This is a genomic window from Vibrio hangzhouensis, from assembly GCF_900107935.1.
Classification (GTDB): Bacteria; Pseudomonadota; Gammaproteobacteria; order Enterobacterales; family Vibrionaceae; genus Vibrio; species Vibrio hangzhouensis.
On record NZ_FNVG01000016.1, the window covers coordinates 14,867 to 31,125 of the forward strand.

A 16,259-nucleotide genomic window follows, 5' to 3' on the forward strand; every position below is an offset into this window, starting at 1 on the left:
GTTATTTCCTTATCTAAATTCAGTGGATAGCTTGTTTAGAGTAAAAAATTACTCAACGTCTACTTAATTATTCAACGATAGCCATGATGTCATTTTCAGACATGATCAGAACTTCTTTACCGTCGATCTTTTCTGTTTTCGTGCCGTAGCCTTCAGCAAAGATCACCGTATCACCTACTTTCACATCCAATGGCTGCACAGTGCCATTTTCCAGGATGCGGCCTTTGCCTACAGCCAGAACAGTACCACGTGTTGATTTTTCTGCAGCAGAACCAGTTAGCACGATGCCGCCAGCAGATTTAGATTCAACTTCTTGGCGCTCAACGATAACTCGGTCGTGTAGAGGACGGATATTCATCGGTCGATTCTCCTGATTATTTTCCATTTAGCTTATTAGATTGCCTTCAAGGCCTTGTGTTGAATATGTTGGGGACGTTTTTGCTAATCCCAAGGGCAGAGTGGCAAAAATTTGTGACAAAAATAACGAAAATGAGCTTTGTCGCCGGATTGCCCCGCACAACCCATCCCTTTCTCGCGCCCGCCAGTCAATTGCTGTATCCTAAGCGCCTGTTTCATCAGCACCGAATGCCATGCAAGATAAACACGGCCTACTTTCTGCACCAATATCCACCGTCCTTAGAAACATGACCGTTCCTATGGTATTTGGCATGGTTGCCATACTGGCGTTCAATCTGGTCGACACTTTTTTCATTTCGCTGCTCGGCACTAAGGCGCTGGCGGCCATCAGTTTCACCTTTCCGGTCACGTTTGGAGTGAACTGCATTACCATGGGCATCGGTATGGGCCTGTCGACCCACATCGGGCGCCAATTGGGCCAGGGTAATACTGATAACGCCGCCCGCTTCTCTACCCACGGCTTGATTCTCGCCGTGGTATTGGTCACTCTGGCTTCCACCTTTGGTTTACTCACCATAGACCCATTATTCAAGCTGCTCGGTGCCAGCGATGATATTCTGCCTCTTATCCATGAATACATGGTGATTTGGTACTTTACGGTACCACTGTTGGTGATCCCGATGGCAGGAAACAGCGCCATTCGTGCCACCGGTGATACCAAAACTCCAGCCAAAATCATGATGCTATCGGGCTTCATCAACGGATTACTCGATCCGCTACTGATCTTTGGAATAGGTCCCTTCCCGGAGCTGGGTATTCGGGGAGCGGCCATCGCCAGCGGCATCGCTTGGTTTGGTGCGCTGTGCGGGTCGCTGTATGTGCTGACCAAGCGTGAGAAACTGTTGGGACAGCTGCGCCCTGCAAAGCTTTGGCAGGACTGGTTAGCAATACTGCGCATCGGCACGCCGTCAGGACTGTCTACCGCTATGTCACCGATCTCCGGGGCCATTTTGATGAAGATGCTGTCAGTGCATGGGACGGCTGCCGTGGCCGCCTACGGTGCAGCGCAACGGGTGGAATCGATACTGATACTGGTGTTGATATCACTCAGTTCGGCACTCACACCCTTTATGTCGCAAAATTTCGGCGCCAAACAGCCGGCACGCAGTTTCGCAGGCCTGTTCCTCAGCATTCGATTTTCACTGATGTTCCAACTGCTGATATTTGTCATGATGGTGCCACTCAGTATCCCTATCTCCGCCCTGTTTTCTCAGGAACAAGCCGTTCGCGATATTCTCTGGCACTACCTGCTTGTGGTGCCATTCAGTTACGGCTTTCAGGGCATCATTATGATGTTGGGAAGTGGCCTGAACGCCCTGCATGAGCCCAATAAGGCCTTTATGTGGAGCGCGTTACGCCTGTTTGCCTTTACATTACCTGCCGCCGCGCTTGGTAGCGTTTTGTATGGGGTGGAAGGGATGTTTATTGGCGTTGCCCTAGGCAATGTGATTGGCGGCGTTCTCGCCTACCTGTATGCGCTATCGGTAAGACGAAAGCATCTACCTTCGATGTCAAAATAGACCCAAAAGAAAAGCCAAGGCAATGCCTTGGCTTTTTCGTGTTCTATATTCAGTCAGCTGACTTAGATGCCATCACCACCCATAAAGGTCTGTGATTTGCCATTGAATTGCTGATCCATATCCAAAGATGGCATATCGGTTTTCGGCTTACCGACAATCTTCGCAGGAACACCCGCCGCCGTGGTATGCGGCGGAACAGGCTGAAGTACCACGGAACAAGAACCAATCTTGGCACCTTTACCCACTTCGATATTACCCAGAATCTTAGCACCCGCTCCAATCATCACACCTTCACGGATCTTCGGATGTCGATCGCCAGACTCTTTACCTGTACCGCCCAGTGTCACGTTTTGCAGGATTGAAACATCGTTCTCTACCACTGCGGTTTCACCGATGACAATACCGGTAGCATGGTCAAGCATGATGCCTTTACCGATACGGGCTGCCGGGTGAATGTCCACCTGGCACGCCACCGAAATCTGGTTTTGCAGATACGTGGCCAGAGCGTTACGTCCCTGATTCCATAACCAATTCGCTACCCGATAGCCCTGAAGCGCATGATAGCCCTTAAGGTAGAGTAATGGCATTGAATACATTGACACCGCAGGATCTCGATTCACCGTCGCACAAATGTCACAAGCTGCGGCATCCGTAATGGTCGGATCGGCATCAAATGCTTGCTCAACCACTTCACGTACTGCCATCGCTGGCATTGAGGCCGTCTTCAGTTTGTTAGCCAGAATATAACTCAGCGCCGCACCGAAGCTTTCATGGTTAATAATGGTGGCATGGTAGAAGCTCGCCAGCATCGGCTCTTGTTCCGCTTGCTCTCGCGCTTCCCTGACAATGCACTCCCAGACATTTTTCTTTTCACAGTGTTTCATGGTTCGTCCTACGATTGGTACTCAATCACAAGCAGACATTATTGCTGTTCTGCTTTTTTGTCTCTGGCGAGCAGATCTTGCGCCGCAAGATGTGCATCTTTTCCTTGATACAATACTTGATAGATTTGGTCAACAATTGGCATTTCAACACCCATACGCTGAGACAGTAACCACACCTCTTTGGTGTTGCGGTAACCTTCTACCACCTGACCAATTTCAGTCTGTGCCGTGTCCACATCTTTCCCCTGACCTAACGCCAGGCCAAAGCGGCGGTTGCGCGACTGGTTATCAGTACAGGTTAGGACCAAATCACCCAATCCTGCCATCCCCATAAAGGTATCTGGTTTTGCCCCTAAAGCCGCTCCCAAGCGACACATTTCCGCCAGACCTCGGGTAATCAATGCCGTACGCGCATTGGCGCCAAAACCAATGCCATCCGACATCCCGGCACCAATGGCAATCACGTTTTTCACCGCACCGCCAAGCTGCATACCGGTAAAGTCGTCATTTGCGTAAACACGGAAGGTTTTGCTGCAATGGATTTTCTCTTGCAGATCCGCCACAAACTGCGCATCGGGTGAAGCCACTGCGATTGCGGTTGGAAGCCCTGCCGCCAGTTCTTTGGCAAACGTCGGGCCTGAGAGCACCGCTAGCGGGTAATCTTCACCGATAATGTCGTGCGCCACATCTTTCAGCAGACGCCCCGTTTCAGGCTCCAATCCTTTGGTTGCCCAGCAAATACGGCTGTCGTCGCGCAGGTGCGGTTTGATGCTGTTCAATACAATGCCAAATACATGGCTTGGCACTACGACCAGCAGATCACGACTCGCCTGAACCGCTTTGTTAAGATCGGATTCAACAATCAGCGACTCAGGAAATTCAATTCCAGGTAAGAATTCATGATTAGCACGATCAGCTTCTAGCTTCGCCATATGCGCTGGTTCATGTCCCCAAATCACGACGTTCGCACCATTTCTTGCAAGAGAGATCGCTAAAGATGTGCCGTAAGAGCCCGCACCGATAACGGTCATTGCGATTTCTTTTCCATATGCGTTATTCATAACATCACCCAATTTGTCGTTATGACTGTGTTTCGTTTTTATAGCCAAGTGACCCAGATACACCTGTCACTCGGGATGACTTGGCTATAACACTCAACATCACTATTTTAAGTCTGTGCCAATAAATAAAAAATGCACATCGCAGTGCGCTGTGCATTTTGGTTCAGTATGCTCATTCGCGCAGAGGTTTGATCTGCGAACAGAGATTAAGCTTCTGCTTGACCTTCTTGTTGAGCTTGCTGCTGCAGGTAGTTCATGAACAATGCATCAAAGTTTACTGGTGCAAGGTTCAGTTGTGGGAACGTACCTTTCATAGTCAGGCTTGAGATAGTCTCACGAGCGTATGGGAATAGAATGTTCGGGCAGAACGCACCCAGACAGTGTGCAAGCTGACCGGCTTCCATTTGCTCAGCTGTGAAGATACCACCTTGTTGTACTTCACATAGGAACGCCGTCTCTTCTGCGTTTTTCACTGTTACCGTTAGGCGAAGAACCACTTCATAGATGCCCTGACCTAGTTCACGGCTTTGAGTGTCAAGATCCAGCTTAACATCTGGGTTCCAGTCTTTCTGGAACATATCTGGAGAGTTCGGAGCCTCAAAAGATACATCTTTTAGAAAGATACGTTGGATTGCGAAGTTTTGTTGTGCTTCTTGTGGAGCTGCTTCAGCCATGATGGTTTTCCTTAAATACGTCTAAAATTGTCAAAAACGTTTATGAGTTGTCTTGCAGACTATCCGAGCCAATGGTCTATGACTAGGCGAGCCGTTAATTCCGTGGCACTTATCACATCCCTTAGTCATAACTGCCGCGAAATCACTCAAATTCTTGGTTACTTTTTGCCTTTGATCAGTGGTAGGTTTGCTTCACCCCATGCCACCAGACCATTTTTCAGCAAGTAAACCTTCTCAAAACCCGCTTTAGCAAGTAGGTTCGCGCTCTCTTGCGCCGTTTGTCCAGTCTTACATACTACAATGATTGGGTCTGATTTATGGTTTTCAAGGCTTGGAATAGAACCTGATTTGATTTCAGACGGAAGAACGTTAACCGCATCCGTGATGTGACCGCGTTTGAACTCATCTTTCGAGCGGATATCCACTACGACGCCATTTTCACGGTTCATCATCTGAGTCACTTGTGCCGCAGATACTTCTTTATATGCCGCATTCGCTGATTTGACGATGTTGGCGATCAGAGCAACAAATAGTGCAACCCACACTAGCGACATGATCATGTTTTGTTGAAAAAATTCTAAATACTCTTGCATAGCTTGCGCTCTTTGATAGTTGAACATTAAATCAGTCGAGGAGTATAGCGGCTTAGTCTCGTTGTGGCGAGAGGGGAAAATGTTTCGAGGAAAGAATTGGGATCCTTCTCCTTTACTATCGCAAAGATAGAAAAAACCGATTAGTCAAAGTCACTGGAACACGAGTAATAATAGATACAAAGCCGAGGAATCATCTAAAAATAACGACTATGATTACCTCACACTGAATTCAAATGGCGCATTCTTCTGGCCAAAACTGAAAACAAGTAACGGCAATCACAAACATTATTTGATCTGCCACTACAGTTTTGGTTAAAAAGTGTAGTAAAATTACGCTAATTTGTTTTCTGTAAAGTTACTATCGATTTGACGAGGTTATAACTATGTCAGCTAAGAAGCCAATGGCTCTAGTGATTCTTGACGGTTGGGGTTACCGTGAAGACAACGCAAGCAACGCAATCAACAACGCAAAGACTCCAGTAATGGACGGCTTGTGGGCAAACAACCCACGTACTCTAATTTCTGCATCTGGCATGGACGTAGGTCTTCCAGACGGTCAAATGGGTAACTCAGAAGTGGGTCACACCAACATCGGTGCGGGTCGTGTCGTATACCAAGACCTTACTCGTATCACTAAATCGATCGCTGACGGTGAGTTCTCTCAGAACGAAGCTCTGGTAGCGGCTATCGACAAAGCAGTGGCAGCTGGTAAAGCAGTACACCTGATGGGTCTGATGTCTCCAGGTGGCGTACACTCTCACGAAGACCACATCTACGCAGCGGTTAAAATGGCGGCTGAGCGTGGCGCAGAGAAAATCTACCTACACTGCTTCCTGGACGGCCGTGATACGCCACCACGTAGCGCTGAAGGTTCACTAAAGCGTTTTGATGAGCTTTTTGCTGAGCTTGGTAAAGGCCGCGTAGCATCGCTAATCGGTCGTTACTACGCAATGGATCGTGACAACAACTGGGACCGCGTTCAAGTTGCTTACGACCTATTGACTCAAGGTAAAGCAGAATTCACTTACGACAGCGCAGTTGCGGGTCTTGAAGCTGCCTACGCTCGTGAAGAAAACGATGAGTTCGTGAAAGCAACAGCGATCAAAACAGCGGATCAAGAAGACGCTGCAATTCAAGATGGCGACGCAGTTATCTTCATGAACTACCGTGCTGACCGTGCGCGTCAAATCACTCGTACTTTCGTACCTGTGTTTGACGGCTTTGAGCGCGCAGTATTCCCGGCTATCGACTTCGTAATGCTGACGCAATACGCTGCTGACATCCCACTATCTATCGCTTTCCCACCAGCGTCTCTTGAGAACACATACGGTGAGTGGCTATCTAAAGCGGGTAAAACTCAGCTACGTATCTCTGAAACAGAGAAATACGCGCACGTGACTTTCTTCTTCAACGGTGGTGTTGAAAACGAATTTGATGGCGAAGAGCGTCAGCTTGTTGCTTCTCCAAAAGTAGCGACATACGACCTACAACCAGAAATGAGTTCTGAAGAACTGACTGAAAAAATGGTTGCGGCTATCAAGTCTGGCAAGTACGACACCATCATCTGTAACTATCCAAACGCAGATATGGTTGGTCACACAGGTGTTTACGAAGCGGCTGAGCAAGCTATCGAAGCGCTGGATGCGAGCGTAGGTAAAGTTGTAGACGCTATTAAAGAAGTGGGCGGTCAAATGTTGATCACGGCTGACCACGGTAACGCAGAGATGATGGTAGACCCAGTGACTGGCGGTACGCACACTGCTCACACTAACCTACCTGTACCTCTGATCTACATCGGTGAGAAAGCAGTTGAGTTCAAGGAAGGCGGTAAACTGTCTGATCTTGCACCTACCATGCTGGCGATGACAGATATGGAAATCCCGGCAGAAATGTCTGGCGACATCCTGGTTAAGTAATCCGTTAGCGAAATCATGACACACAGTTAATAAAACGCCGATGCACCCGCATCGGCGTTTTTGTATGCTTGCACCGCCAGGCCTATCTGTGGATATAATGGCTTTCTAATGAAACACTTGGTCACGACAAGCAGCGTCGATGCTCTGAGCGGAACTAGCATGAAATCTAACAAGCACATAGTTTTTACCCAACGAATGACGGCACTGCTGATGTGTCTTGGAATCACCTGCCTGGGGCTCACTCTCCCAGCGAGTCATGCTGTCGCCAGCCAGAATGAGCTTTCTGGGGTGAAAAGCGAAATCAATCGTCAGAAGAAGGAGCTCTCGGCACAGCAGAAAGAGCTCGACAAGCTGCAAAAAGCATTACGAGAGCAAGAAGTTGGGATCTCGAATATTGAAAAAGAGATCAAAGCAACCAGCACTCAGCTGACTCAGGCGAATCGTAATCTGGATGAATTCCAGAAACAGATAGCGGCTCTGACAGAACAGAAGCAAACGCAACAAAGTATACTGGCTGAGTTAGTGCAAACCTATTACGTCACTAAGCAGAATAACTCCGGCTCCAGCATCCTTAGTACCAATCCGGATGAAGACCGTATCAGTCAGTATTATCAACATCTGGCCAAAGCCAGAGCAGAAACACTGGAACTGCTGGCACAAACCGAACTGGAGCTGGCCGAGAATGAACGAGCACTAGAGCTAGAACGCAACCAGATCGCTCAGTTGCTCGAGAAACAACAGCAAAAACGTAATGCGTTAGCCAAAAACCAATCCAGCCGAAAGAGCACCGTTTCCAAGATCAGAAAGAGCATTTCCAGCGATAAAACCTACCTCGCTGAACTTCAGCGTAATGAAACCCGCCTGAAAGCAGAGATAGCCAAAGCCGCAAAACGCAATCAAGTGCCAATGGATGGTTTAGCGAGACAGAAAGGTAAACTCCCCTGGCCCGTCAAAGGCAGCATCCTGCACAGCTTTGGTACTAAACAGACTGGTCAGGTTAACTGGAAAGGGATGGTGATCCAGGCCAAATACGGCGAGTCCATCAAGTCTGTCTACTCGGGCACGGTCGTCTTTGCTGATTACCTGAGAGGGTACGGTTTGGTTGTTCTATTGGATCATGGTAAAGGTGATATGACCCTGTACGGCTACAACCAAACCCTACTGAAAAAAGAGGGAGATAAAGTGGCGGCAGGTGAAACTATCGCTCTGGCCGGTGACACCGGGGGACAGGCATCGTCTTCTTTGTACTTCGAAATCCGCCGCAACAGTAAAGTGCAGAATCCAAAGAGCTGGCTGAGATAATAAAACTAGGTTCTAGGTTCTAGGTTCTAGGTTCTAGGTTCTGGAAGAATAATACGCCAGAGCGGTGTCGATAAGTTTGGGAATCTGATGTTCCGGTAACTCGTTGATACCACCCGCAGCCGCTCGCCCTCCACCACTGACGAACTGTGCACAAATATCCCCTGCGCCTTGCTTGTTGACAAGTGGTGCTCTGACAGAGACGGTGTAGTACGGCTCGTCACTCGGCCCTTCCTGGGTTCTCGCCACCAGTGAAATATGCGCTTGCGTTGGTGCCTCATTAGCCAGACGATTTATCAGTGTCCCTGACATACGCCTTGCAGCCGCGATCGCTGGAAGTTGTATGACTTTGAGTACCTCGGACTCAAACACAACCTCAGCATCACTGACGGCAGCTTCATCCTGTTCAAAGGCCTCTCTCAGAACATAATACGGAGAGTCAGGGTCTTGCTGACAAAGAAAAGGATCAGGGTATGCCAAGAGTATCTGGAACAATTCAACCGGATTAAAGTGTAAATCTTCCAGGCTCTCACCATAACCGTTGTAATTCACTAGTGTGCCGAGCTGTTTCAGGAACTCTCTCTGTTGCAGATTTAACCCTAGCTCTTTAGCCAGACGCTCAGCACTGTCGAACATATTATCGCCATAGGCTGCGGCAATCGCCCAAGTACGATACTGCCCCTCGAGCAGCCGATCCACGATTAAAGCACTGCAGGTATTCGCATCTAGGTCGATGTGAGCGGAAAGCCCGTCAACATCAGGAATACTGGAAGCTTTATGGTGATCGATATAAGTAACCGGAACATGATGATCCAAAAGCTGATCGAGTGCAGTCTGGTTTTTGTCCATAGACACATCCAGTACGGTCACCGAACTGGCCTGAACGACAGGGACTTGCTTGAGTAAAGCAATATCGCGCTTAATTCCCGATATTAATACCGACGTTTTGGGCTCTGCCAACCGCAACTGCAGCAAAGCGAGAATGCCATCGGCATCGCCATTGAACACATCATAATGCACTTTATCAACCATCCTATTTCGCCCCCCCTAAAGCATCAACCCTACTAAGATAGCAGGGTTGATGACAATACGAATTGGCTATATATCATATCTTTAGGTGGGAATGCCTACAGTGGGACTGCCTTAAATAGAGCAGCCCTAGATAACTTCCAGCCGGAACAAGCAACTGATCACAGAGAACTACTCATCATTTTCACTCCGTCTTCCAGCAGAGAGAGCTGCTCTCTTCCTTTGGAGGTCGATAGTGGCTTCACCACATTGATCATATGCAGCATGCCCTGCTGGATGACTTCTTCGGTGATTTTGGTCTTAGGTGACATAGCCGACTGATAACTGAGCCAGCCGACAGCCATCATATGTAGCGTCGTGACCAGTGACTTTAGCTCGTTGTCATCAATCGCCAAAAGTTCCAGCTCTACAAATGCTTTGAGGATATTGACCAAGTTTCCCTGTAATCGCTCCTGAACCTCGATGTACTCTTCATGTAACTTGTCGTCACGCTGCAAAATCTCGGGTAGGTTGGCGTAGAAAAAACGGTACTTCCACATCAGGTTAAAGATAGAATCGAGATAGTGTTTAAGTAAACCCAAACTTTCCTGCTGCCCCTGAATAGGGGTAAAACGCTCTATGAGCTCATGAGAATAGAGTGCAAAGATCTCTCGCACAATCTCTTGTTTATTACGGAAATGGTAATAGAGATTACCTGGACTGATCTCAATGTGGGCAGCGATATGGTTGGTCGTCACGTTGCGCTCACCATCCGAATTAAACAAATCGAGGGCGGCATACACTATTTTGTCGCGTGTTTTCATTCTAACTTTCCTTTCCCTAGTTAGAGTTAGTATACGTGCTCAACTTGTGCTCGAAAAGTCAAGAGACGGTGAGTTATACTGGTTAGACCAAAATGATATACCTGAGTGACCAGGCATCCCTTAAGCACTGGGTTTAAAGGGTATAAAAAAAGCACTTCACCCGAAGTGCTTTTTAAAAGCTTTTGACGACAGTGTGTTACTCCACTTCGTCCATCTTGCCTAGCAGGCTGCGAATGCGCTCTTGCCACTGGCTATGTTCACGTTGCATCTGTTCAGACTTTTGAACCAACTCTTCACGACTGCTACGTAGCTCTTCAGCTTGAGTTGCTAGTTGCGCTTTCTCTTCTTTCAACTCTTCCACTTCCATTTGAAGAAGAGCGATTGTGTCGACTGCAGTTTGAATTTTTGCTTCTAGTTGTTCCAGTACTTCAAAAGACATCTCGGCCTACCCTTAGTTTAATCCTGTGTTATGTTGCCCCATTCTACTCAGCATAGAGAAGATAGACACGTCCTATATTGCAGAATTTTCACCATTCGGTCAAAAAAGCATCGCAAAATGACAAAAGCCTTACTTAAAGCTTGCTCAGCGTTCTCCAGCTCTGGGTTGCAGGCTCACAGTCCGATGCTTTTTATCACTACTTAATAAAAAGTTAGCGGCAAGTTAGCGACCAAACCGACAAAAAAGCAAACGTTTCCTTTCTGATATGCTAGAATTCGCGCCACAAATCCTTTTGTCATTTTTCATTTAATTGGAGTCAGTATGAAGCGCGATTTAGCAATGGCTTTTTCACGAGTTACCGAAGGTGCCGCCCTAGCAGGCTATAAATGGCTAGGCCGAGGCGACAAGAATGCAGCTGATGGTGCAGCTGTGGAGGTCATGCGCAGCTTACTGAACAAAACCGACATTGATGGCGAAATCGTGATCGGTGAAGGAGAGATTGATGATGCTCCTATGCTGTATATCGGTGAACAGGTCGGCATCGGCGGTGATGCGGTAGATATCGCGGTTGACCCGATAGAGGGCACCCGAATGACCGCAATGGGGCAGTCCAATGCGCTGGCCGTATTGGCGGCAGGAGAAAAAGGAAGCTTCTTGAAAGCTCCGGATATGTACATGGAAAAATTGGTTGTTGGCCCAGGCGCTAAGGGGGTTATTGACCTCAACAAGCCACTGGCAGAGAACCTGAAAAGCATCGCGGCAGCACTGGGCAAGCCTCTGGATACTCTGGTTGTGACCACACTAGCAAAACCTCGCCATGATGACGTCATTGCCGAAATGCAAACAATGGGCGTGCGCGTTTTTGCCGTGCCAGACGGCGACGTGGCGGCGTCTATCCTGACCTGTATGCCAGACAGCGAAGTGGATGTGATGTACTGCATTGGTGGTGCACCTGAAGGCGTCGTATCCGCTGCCGTTATTCGTGCGCTGGATGGCGACATGAATGGCCGTCTGCTGCCTCGTCACGAAGTGAAAGGGGATAATGAAGAGAACCGCAAGGCGGGTGAACTGGAACTGGCACGCTGCCATGAAATGGGCGTCGAAGCCAATATCGTTCTGAAAATGGAAGACATGGCGCGCAGTGATAATGTGGTCTTCAGCGCGACGGGAATTACCAAAGGTGATCTGCTTGAAGGGATCGCTCGCCAAGGTAATATCGCGACAACTGAAACGCTGCTTATTCGCGGCCGCTGCCGTACAATTCGTCGCATTAAGTCTACGCATTATCTGGAGCGCAAAGATCCAGAAATCCGCGATATTATCCTGTAATCCGTCCAATGCTAATCAAGCGCCGGTTGTGACCGGCGCTTTTTTTAACTGCGATAGAATAGTAAATGATTTGCTTTATTAACCTTATCCGCCATAATATCTCAACTCGACTTACCAATAGGCTGAATTAAGAAACGGACGTACTAATGAAAGCCACAGACCAGATCATAGACATCATCAAACGAGAAGGCGCGGTGACGGCAAAACAAATCGCCCAGCGTTTAAGCATCACTACGATGGGTGCCAGACAACACTTACAGAGCCTGGAAGAAGAAGGGCTGTTACGTTTTGAAGATGTCAAAGTCAAGGTTGGCCGCCCGAATCGTCACTGGTCATTGACCAGTAAAGGGCATGCCCGTTTTTCCGACCGACACAGTGACCTCACTATTCAGTTTATTGATGCCATAGAGCAAGTCTTTGGAAACGAAGGCCTCAGTAAGGTATCAAAAGAACGGGAACAGAATACGCTGACAAGCTACCGCCCCCATTTTGACATGCTACCCGACCTTCTGAGTAAAGTGACGAAGTTGACCGAATTACGGGAACAGGACGGGTACATGGCTGAGCTCATCACGGCTGAAGACGGGTATCATCTGATTGAGAACCACTGCCCTATCTGCAAGGCGGCCTCACGCTGCGAAACTCTCTGTCAGTCCGAACTCAACGTGTTTCGGGCTCTGGTGGGAGACGATGTTGAGGTACAACGACAGGAGCATATCGTCAAAGGCGCAAGGCGCTGCGTTTATAAGTTCACGGCAAAGTAGCCTAGCACTCATTCGTCTCAGCCATGAGACAGAGAACAATTTCATTTTGTCTTTTCTCATTAACTTCTAGGCTCAATATATGGGCGAGGAGAAATCACAGCGAGAGGAGAGACAATGGCGGACCCAATCACACTTCCATCGTTCGAAGAACTGATGGCAATGGCGAAGGAGCACCCCGAGCAGCTGAGTCAACTCAGACATGAGTTGTGCGAGCGCTATATCGCTTCCTGCTCCAGTGATATGCAGCCTCGATTACAGGCACAGCAATCTCATATCGAACGTCTTCTGGAACGAGCCAGCAACCCTATACATGCCAATGTGCTGCTTAGACAAGAGCTGCACAAGCAAATAGTGAAATTCTCTCAAGCACTCAACGGCGAAAATGATCGCTCCCTACGCACTGCGGATATCATTCCCTTTAACCGTCATTCCCACTGGCGCTGAGCAAGTAGCAAAACTAAAACAGGAAGCTCACGCTTCCTGTTTTAGTTTATTGTGGCTCACTGCCGTATCGGTTATTGCCGGGTGTTCCCTTCATGAATCCACACTCAATCAGGATCCACAAGCCGCAACCTAATGCGGCAAATGAAATCAGCCCCTGCACCTGAGATGGCTGAGCGGCCGTTGCCGGATCCAGTGTTGGCAGGCTCATGCGACCAAATACCAGCGGAATATTCAACAGTAACCACCAATTGGATTTGTTACGGTCATGCCAGCGTTTTGCCGTGATGGCTAAATCGGGGATCAAAATAACGATCAAAAACAGCGGTAGCAATATGTGAACTAGCCCAGGAAACAAAATATTGATCCCTTGCGCAAACAACATGATTGCCATGTAGTAGCAAACATTCCACATCCAGAACGTCTTGCGCCCTACCCGACCCTGAAACGAAAACAGTAACGATTTAAACGACATCACTTCATCTCTTACTAATTAATAATTTTCTGAAAGCAGGCCTTATCCATATCACGAACGTTAATCGTCAAGCTCTTAATGTGGCTGGCTTGCTCTCTGAGCACTTCCATTAGCTTCCTTGACAGGTCTCGCTTCTGCTCCTCGCTTCGACCCGATAACAATTCAAAGCTAATATGTACAAAGTCTTCTCGGTCACCATGCTCACCAATCAACCAGTTGTGGCAACGCAGGGAGCGGGATTTGACAGAATCTTTCTCGAATAACCCACAGTTTAGCGTGACTCGGTGCAGATCCTCCAGTAATCCCTGCACATTCAGTCTTTCGTCGGCGGTATTCGAGTATTCCAATACAAGGTTCGGCATGTTACTTCCCTATTTCTGACCTTTGGGCGACAAGATATAGCAAGCCGGGAGGCAAATTCCGAGAAGTAATCTATTATTCTGTTTACTGGATCACTGACGTCACCCTTTGCGCTTGATTGCTCGGATGAGATATGAAAGCGATAAAGAAATGACCCCAATCATGATCTACATGAATTAATCTGTTATATTCTTTCGTAATCACGTTTATTTTTTACATTCGTTTTTTACAAACACTGATTTTGGAGAAAATCTCATGCGTCAACCTGTAGTTATGGGTAACTGGAAACTCAACGGCAGCAAAGCAATGGTAACTGAGCTGCTAACTGGCCTAAACGCTGAACTTGAAGGCGTAACTGGTGTAGACGTGGCGGTAGCTCCACCTGCGCTATACATCGACCTGGCAGAGCGCGTAATCGCTGAAGGCGGCAACAAGATCATCCTTGGTGCACAAAACACAGACCTAAACAACAGCGGTGCATTCACTGGCGACATGTCTCCAGAAATGCTTAAAGACTTTGGTGCTTCTCACATCATTATCGGTCACTCAGAGCGTCGTGAATACCACAACGAATCTGACGAGTTCATCGCTAAGAAATTTGCATTCCTAAAAGAGAACGGCCTGAAGCCAGTTTTCTGTATCGGTGAATCTGAAGCTCAAAACGAAGCGGGCGAAACTGAAGCAGTTTGTGCACGTCAAATCAATGCAGTGATCGACGCGTACGGTGTTGAAGCACTAAACGACGCTATCATCGCATACGAGCCAATCTGGGCTATCGGTACTGGTAAAGCAGCGACAGCTGAAGATGCACAACGCATCCACGCTTCTATCCGTGCGCTAATCGCAGAGAAAGACGCAGCAGTTGCTGAGCAAGTTATCATCCAGTACGGTGGTTCTGTTAAGCCAGAAAACGCTGAAGCATACTTCTCACAACCAGACATCGACGGTGCTCTAGTTGGTGGTGCATCTCTTGATGCTAAGAGCTTCGCAGCAATCGCTAAAGCAGCGGCGGCGGCAAAAGCTAAGTAATCGCTTATCGCATTACTAAAAAACAGGCTCATTCGAGCCTGTTTTTTTTATGCCTTCACGAAATGGAGACATAAAAAAACCGCGACTCAGGCCGCGGTTTATTGTCTCTAAAGTCAATTCGGTTTAGAACAACTCTTCTGCAACCTTAAACAGGTCATCGCGCACCGGACGCTTCATGTTCTCGATCGCGTCGATGATGTCATGGTGTACCAGCTGTTCTTTCTGGATACCAACACAACGACCACCCTGACCTTCCATTAGAAGGTGTACTGCATAGTTACCCATACGAGACGCTAGTACGCGGTCAAACGCGGTTGGACGACCACCACGTTGGATGTGACCAAGAACCGTCGCACGAGTTTCACGACCCGTTGCAGTTTCGATCTCTTTAGCCAGTTCGTTTGCATCCATCATAAGCTCAGTAAGCGCGATGATGGCGTGCTTCTTACCTTTCGCGATGCCGTCCTGAATGTTAGCAATTAACTGATCTTTATTTAGACCCGTTTCAGGCGTAATGATGTACTCACAGCCACCAGCGATTGCAGACATCAGTGTTAGGTCACCGCAGTGGCGGCCCATGATCTCAACAATAGAGATACGCTGGTGAGATGAAGAAGTGTCACGTAGACGGTCGATTGCATCGATAACTGTGTTTAGAGCGGTCAGATAACCAATCGTGTAATCTGTACCAGCGATATCGTTATCGATAGTACCCGGAAGACCGATACATGGGTAACCCATCTCTGTCAGCTTCTTAGCACCCATGTAAGAACCGTCACCACCGATAACAACAAGAGCATCGATACCGTGCTTCTTCAGGTTCTCGATCGCTTTTTCACGCACTTCCACTTCTTTAAATTCAGGGAAGCGTGCAGAACCTAAGAAAGTACCGCCACGGTTGATCACGTCAGAAACGCTTGAACGATCTAGCTTTTGGATACGGTCTTCGTAAAGACCCAGATAACCGTCGTATACACCGTATACTTCTAAATCCGCTGACAAAGCGGTACGAACTACGCCACGTACCGCAGCATTCATACCTGGTGCATCACCACCACTTGTCAAAACACCGATTTTCTTAATCATGCTCACCCTCGATTTTGGCAATCTAAATTTCAAATTTGAGTATGGCGCATATTTTGCGACATACGGAATTCTTGTTGTTGTCGCTACGATCTTCAGTGTGTTCCCCAAAACATCACTGACGTAACTTTATTACTTATGTA

Annotated in this window: 18 protein-coding genes; 7 read left to right on the forward strand and 11 right to left on the reverse strand. The window is 48.0% G+C overall.

The annotated features are described in order from the left end of the window. Window positions 1-67: 67 nt before the first annotated feature. Window positions 68-358 carry a co-chaperone GroES gene (locus C4S60_RS15495; RefSeq protein WP_031493033.1) on the reverse strand — a complete coding sequence of 97 codons (291 nt, stop codon included), beginning with the start codon at window positions 356-358 and terminating at the stop codon, window positions 68-70. Window positions 359-590: 232 nt separating this feature from the next. Here C4S60_RS15495 and C4S60_RS15500 point away from each other — a divergent pair, with 232 nt between their 5' ends. Beyond that, a complete protein-coding gene (locus C4S60_RS15500) occupies window positions 591-1,937 on the forward strand; it encodes an MATE family efflux transporter (RefSeq protein WP_103881270.1) in 1,347 nt (448 codons plus the stop codon). Between the two features lie 62 nt (window positions 1,938-1,999). Here C4S60_RS15500 and cysE read toward each other — a convergent pair whose 3' ends face one another. The 4 genes from cysE to C4S60_RS15520 form a co-directional block, all read right to left on the reverse strand. Beyond that, window positions 2,000-2,821, reverse strand: a complete 822-nt coding sequence (gene cysE / locus C4S60_RS15505; protein ID WP_103881271.1) for a serine O-acetyltransferase — start codon at window positions 2,819-2,821, stop codon at window positions 2,000-2,002. 38 nt (window positions 2,822-2,859) lie between these two features. Next, window positions 2,860-3,882, reverse strand: a complete 1,023-nt coding sequence (gene gpsA, locus C4S60_RS15510) for an NAD(P)H-dependent glycerol-3-phosphate dehydrogenase (protein ID WP_103881272.1) — start codon at window positions 3,880-3,882, stop codon at window positions 2,860-2,862. 206 nt (window positions 3,883-4,088) lie between these two features. Next, window positions 4,089-4,556 carry a protein-export chaperone SecB gene (secB, locus tag C4S60_RS15515; RefSeq protein WP_103881273.1) on the reverse strand — a complete coding sequence of 156 codons (468 nt, stop codon included), beginning with the start codon at window positions 4,554-4,556 and terminating at the stop codon, window positions 4,089-4,091. Between the two features lie 158 nt (window positions 4,557-4,714). Then, the gene (locus C4S60_RS15520) at window positions 4,715-5,149 is read right to left on the reverse strand and encodes a rhodanese-like domain-containing protein (protein ID WP_103881274.1); all 435 of its coding nucleotides are present in this window, start codon (window positions 5,147-5,149) and stop codon (window positions 4,715-4,717) included. A gap of 383 nt (window positions 5,150-5,532) precedes the next feature. On the opposite strand from C4S60_RS15520, the gene gpmM reads away from it, so the two are divergent. After that, the gene (gpmM, locus tag C4S60_RS15525) at window positions 5,533-7,065 is read left to right on the forward strand and encodes a 2,3-bisphosphoglycerate-independent phosphoglycerate mutase (RefSeq protein ID WP_103881275.1); all 1,533 of its coding nucleotides are present in this window, start codon (window positions 5,533-5,535) and stop codon (window positions 7,063-7,065) included. Window positions 7,066-7,224: 159 nt separating this feature from the next. Beyond that, on the forward strand, window positions 7,225-8,367 hold the full coding sequence (locus tag C4S60_RS15530) for a murein hydrolase activator EnvC family protein (protein WP_425275139.1): 1,143 nt from the start codon (window positions 7,225-7,227) through the stop codon (window positions 8,365-8,367). Between the two features lie 33 nt (window positions 8,368-8,400). On the opposite strand, the gene C4S60_RS15535 is transcribed toward C4S60_RS15530, so the two are convergent. The 3 genes from C4S60_RS15535 to zapB all read right to left on the reverse strand — a co-directional run bounded on the left by C4S60_RS15535 (window position 8,401) and on the right by zapB (window position 10,635). After that, the gene (locus C4S60_RS15535; RefSeq protein WP_103881351.1) at window positions 8,401-9,384 is read right to left on the reverse strand and encodes an acetyltransferase; all 984 of its coding nucleotides are present in this window, start codon (window positions 9,382-9,384) and stop codon (window positions 8,401-8,403) included. A gap of 170 nt (window positions 9,385-9,554) precedes the next feature. Further along, window positions 9,555-10,196, reverse strand: coding sequence for a TetR/AcrR family transcriptional regulator (locus C4S60_RS15540; RefSeq protein ID WP_103881276.1), 642 nt, complete (start codon window positions 10,194-10,196; stop codon window positions 9,555-9,557). A 196-nt stretch (window positions 10,197-10,392) separates the two neighbouring features. Then, window positions 10,393-10,635, reverse strand: a complete 243-nt coding sequence (zapB, locus tag C4S60_RS15545) for a cell division protein ZapB (protein ID WP_103881277.1) — start codon at window positions 10,633-10,635, stop codon at window positions 10,393-10,395. A gap of 321 nt (window positions 10,636-10,956) precedes the next feature. On the opposite strand from zapB, the gene glpX reads away from it, so the two are divergent. The 3 genes from glpX to C4S60_RS15560 all read left to right on the forward strand — a co-directional run bounded on the left by glpX (window position 10,957) and on the right by C4S60_RS15560 (window position 13,172). After that, the gene (gene glpX / locus C4S60_RS15550; protein ID WP_103881278.1) at window positions 10,957-11,964 is read left to right on the forward strand and encodes a class II fructose-bisphosphatase; all 1,008 of its coding nucleotides are present in this window, start codon (window positions 10,957-10,959) and stop codon (window positions 11,962-11,964) included. Between the two features lie 146 nt (window positions 11,965-12,110). Then, window positions 12,111-12,728, forward strand: a complete 618-nt coding sequence (locus tag C4S60_RS15555) for a helix-turn-helix transcriptional regulator (RefSeq protein WP_103881279.1) — start codon at window positions 12,111-12,113, stop codon at window positions 12,726-12,728. 114 nt (window positions 12,729-12,842) lie between these two features. Further along, the gene (locus tag C4S60_RS15560; RefSeq protein ID WP_103881280.1) at window positions 12,843-13,172 is read left to right on the forward strand and encodes a DUF3135 domain-containing protein; all 330 of its coding nucleotides are present in this window, start codon (window positions 12,843-12,845) and stop codon (window positions 13,170-13,172) included. Between the two features lie 46 nt (window positions 13,173-13,218). On the opposite strand, the gene C4S60_RS15565 is transcribed toward C4S60_RS15560, so the two are convergent. Then, entirely contained in the window at window positions 13,219-13,644 is a 426-nt protein-coding gene (locus C4S60_RS15565; RefSeq protein ID WP_103881281.1) for a DUF805 domain-containing protein, read from the reverse strand. Window positions 13,645-13,658: 14 nt separating this feature from the next. Further along, on the reverse strand, window positions 13,659-14,006 hold the full coding sequence (locus tag C4S60_RS15570; RefSeq protein ID WP_103881282.1) for a 5-carboxymethyl-2-hydroxymuconate Delta-isomerase: 348 nt from the start codon (window positions 14,004-14,006) through the stop codon (window positions 13,659-13,661). Window positions 14,007-14,259: 253 nt separating this feature from the next. On the opposite strand from C4S60_RS15570, the gene tpiA reads away from it, so the two are divergent. Beyond that, window positions 14,260-15,033 carry a triose-phosphate isomerase gene (tpiA, locus tag C4S60_RS15575; RefSeq protein WP_006075481.1) on the forward strand — a complete coding sequence of 258 codons (774 nt, stop codon included), beginning with the start codon at window positions 14,260-14,262 and terminating at the stop codon, window positions 15,031-15,033. 123 nt (window positions 15,034-15,156) lie between these two features. On the opposite strand, the gene pfkA is transcribed toward tpiA, so the two are convergent. After that, a complete protein-coding gene (pfkA, locus tag C4S60_RS15580) occupies window positions 15,157-16,119 on the reverse strand; it encodes a 6-phosphofructokinase (RefSeq protein ID WP_103881283.1) in 963 nt (320 codons plus the stop codon). Window positions 16,120-16,259: the final 140 nt, after the last annotated feature.

Bases quoted from the DNA above. Each gene is read 5' to 3' on its own strand.
- C4S60_RS15520 (WP_103881274.1), bottom strand. From the start codon at position 5,149: ATGCAAGAGTATTTAGAATTTTTTCAACAAAACATGATCATGTCGCTA.
- C4S60_RS15530 (WP_425275139.1), top strand. From the start codon at position 7,225: ATGAAATCTAACAAGCACATAGTTTTTACCCAACGAATGACGGCACTG.
- C4S60_RS15540 (WP_103881276.1), bottom strand. From the start codon at position 10,196: ATGAAAACACGCGACAAAATAGTGTATGCCGCCCTCGATTTGTTTAAT.
- secB (WP_103881273.1), bottom strand. From the start codon at position 4,556: ATGGCTGAAGCAGCTCCACAAGAAGCACAACAAAACTTCGCAATCCAA.
- C4S60_RS15495 (WP_031493033.1), bottom strand. From the start codon at position 358: ATGAATATCCGTCCTCTACACGACCGAGTTATCGTTGAGCGCCAAGAA.
- C4S60_RS15570 (WP_103881282.1), bottom strand. From the start codon at position 14,006: ATGCCGAACCTTGTATTGGAATACTCGAATACCGCCGACGAAAGACTG.
- C4S60_RS15565 (WP_103881281.1), bottom strand. From the start codon at position 13,644: ATGTCGTTTAAATCGTTACTGTTTTCGTTTCAGGGTCGGGTAGGGCGC.
- C4S60_RS15555 (WP_103881279.1), top strand. From the start codon at position 12,111: ATGAAAGCCACAGACCAGATCATAGACATCATCAAACGAGAAGGCGCG.
- gpsA (WP_103881272.1), bottom strand. From the start codon at position 3,882: ATGAATAACGCATATGGAAAAGAAATCGCAATGACCGTTATCGGTGCG.
- glpX (WP_103881278.1), top strand. From the start codon at position 10,957: ATGAAGCGCGATTTAGCAATGGCTTTTTCACGAGTTACCGAAGGTGCC.
- tpiA (WP_006075481.1), top strand. From the start codon at position 14,260: ATGCGTCAACCTGTAGTTATGGGTAACTGGAAACTCAACGGCAGCAAA.
- zapB (WP_103881277.1), bottom strand. From the start codon at position 10,635: ATGTCTTTTGAAGTACTGGAACAACTAGAAGCAAAAATTCAAACTGCA.
- pfkA (WP_103881283.1), bottom strand. From the start codon at position 16,119: ATGATTAAGAAAATCGGTGTTTTGACAAGTGGTGGTGATGCACCAGGT.
- cysE (WP_103881271.1), bottom strand. From the start codon at position 2,821: ATGAAACACTGTGAAAAGAAAAATGTCTGGGAGTGCATTGTCAGGGAA.
- C4S60_RS15560 (WP_103881280.1), top strand. From the start codon at position 12,843: ATGGCGGACCCAATCACACTTCCATCGTTCGAAGAACTGATGGCAATG.
- gpmM (WP_103881275.1), top strand. From the start codon at position 5,533: ATGTCAGCTAAGAAGCCAATGGCTCTAGTGATTCTTGACGGTTGGGGT.
- C4S60_RS15500 (WP_103881270.1), top strand. From the start codon at position 591: ATGCAAGATAAACACGGCCTACTTTCTGCACCAATATCCACCGTCCTT.